Here is a 2,244-nt window from a genome sequence, read left to right on the forward strand (position 1 = left end):
TGATCAACGTGATCCTCAAGGCCGACACCAGCGGCACTTCGGTGACCAACGTCGGCCAGGGGTATGACGGCAAGAAACAGACCGTGCAACAAAGCCTCAACAAGGGGTTCGAGATCGGCAACGGCGGCATTGTCCAACTGGCCCTGGACGCCCGCAGCCAGAATGACGACAACAAGGCCAGCGCCAACGGCTACACCTACGCGCAAGCCTACGAGCAAGCCGGACGCTCGACGTATGGTGGCTACGGCACGCCCAAGACCAACCTGCTGACCCTGGGCTACAACGCCGAGCTGCCGATCGACGACAGCTTCAGCCTGTACTCCTTCACCACCTATTCACGCCGCAAGGCCGAGCAGGGCCAGAACTTCCGTCTGCCGACCATCACTAACACCATCACCACCGGGCCTAACGGTTACCCCGGTGGCTACACGCCGACCTGGTTCATTGATGAAGACGATTTCCAGGCCGCATTCGGCGGTAAAGGCACGGTAGGCGAGTGGGACTGGGACTTGTCCACCACCTATGGGCGCAACGATGCGGAGCAGGGCACCACCCACAACCAGAACCCGTCGCTGGGCGAGGCCACGCCGAATCACTTCACCTCCGGCACCTGGATTTCCACCGAGCTGACCACCAACCTCGACTTCAAGCGCGGCTTCGATATCGGCCTGCAAAAGCCCTTGGACCTGAGCGTCGGCTTTGAACATCGGCGCGATACCTACGAGGTGCAGGCCGGCGACTATGAGTCCTATGCCAATGGCGGCTACTGCGTGGCGCCGGGCAATTGCGCGTCGTCGGGCGCGCAGGTCACCAACGGCATTTCGCCGGATGAAGAAAGCAGCGCCTCGCGCAATAGCCTCGCCAGTTATGTCGATGTGGGCTTCAACCCAGTGCCGGACTGGTACGTCGGCACGGCGTTTCGCTATGAGCACTACAACCAGGGCGTCGGCGCCACCCGCAGCGGCAAGTTGACGACCCGCTATGACTTCAACCCGCAATTCGCCGTGCGCGCCACGGTGAGCAACGGCTTCCGCGCTCCGTCTTTGGCCAACAGCCTGTTCAGCGCGCGGTCGACCACCTATGGCGTGGTCGACGGTGTGTACCAGTCGATCAACTACGGCGTGCTGCCCGTAGGCTCTGCCGCCGCACAAGCCCTCGGCGCCCAGGAGTTGAAGCCGGAGCGCTCAACCAACTTCAGCCTCGGTTTCACCCTCACGCCCACCGACCGCCTGAGCTTCACCGCCGATGCCTACGTGATCAACCTGCGTGACCGCATCACCCTCACCGGCACCTTGCTCGGCCCCGAGATCACCCAGGTATTGCAGAACAACGGCATCAACTCCACCTCCGGCGGCCAGTACTTCATCAACGGCGCCGACACCCGCACCAAAGGCCTGGACCTGGTCAGCAACTACAGCCAGGACCTCGGCCAGTACGGCGCGGTGAAGTGGACCGCTGCGTTCAACTGGAACCAGACGCGGATCCTCAACTACAAGGAATCCACCAACATCCTGGGCACCTCCTACGAGTTGATGAACCGCGAGGCGCGCAACCTGATCACCGGCGTGCAGCCCAGCACCAAGCTGATCCTCGGTGGCGACTGGAGCATCGACCGCTTCAACGTGAACCTGGCCCTGACCCGCTACGGCTCCTACAAAGAGGTCAACTCGTCGGCCAATCGCGACCTGGACCGTATCTACGCCGCCAAATGGATCACCGACCTCGACCTTGGCTACAACCTCACCAAAGACCTGAACATCGCTGTCGGCGCCAAGAACCTGTTCGACATCTACCCCAAGAAACAAGGGGTGCCGAGCAGCACCATGGTCCGCAGCTACGGCGTCTATTCGCCCTACGGTTTTACCGGCGGGTACTACTACACCCGCTTGACCTATGCCTTCTGAGGCCGAGGAATTCACCATGCCCATCGTCGCCAAACCCTATGACCTGATTGACTCGCCCAGCCCGGTGCGCCAGGCCCGTGTCTCCACGCCGATCAAGGCCCTGCACGTGGTGCCCGCGCGGCACCCCTGGCGCTGGGCCGGGTCGATCTTCGCAGCGCTGGTACTGCTGGCCATCGTGCATTCCCTGGCCACCAACCCGCGCTGGGAATGGGGTGTGTTCGGCCAGTGGTTCTTCTCGCCGTCGGTGCTGCGTGGGCTGGGGCAGACGCTGTTGCTGACGCTGCTCAGCACGGTGTTCAGCATCATTCTCGGTACCGCGCTGGCGTTGGCGCGGTTGTCG

Annotated in this window: 1 protein-coding gene and 1 pseudogene; both read left to right on the plus strand. The window is 62.7% G+C overall.

Annotation, left to right across the window (positions count from 1 at the left end):
* Positions 1-1,904 (plus strand): TonB-dependent siderophore receptor (locus tag HX823_RS31610; RefSeq protein WP_177078569.1); only part of this gene is annotated, 1,904 nt, incomplete at its 5' end.
* A 16-nt stretch (positions 1,905-1,920) separates the two neighbouring features.
* Positions 1,921-2,244, plus strand: a pseudogene (locus tag HX823_RS31615) (amino acid ABC transporter permease); the annotation flags it as partial.

The organism is Pseudomonas sp. P7759, from assembly GCF_013386445.1.
In the GTDB taxonomy this organism is placed as follows: Bacteria; Pseudomonadota; Gammaproteobacteria; order Pseudomonadales; family Pseudomonadaceae; genus Aquipseudomonas; species Aquipseudomonas azotoformans_A.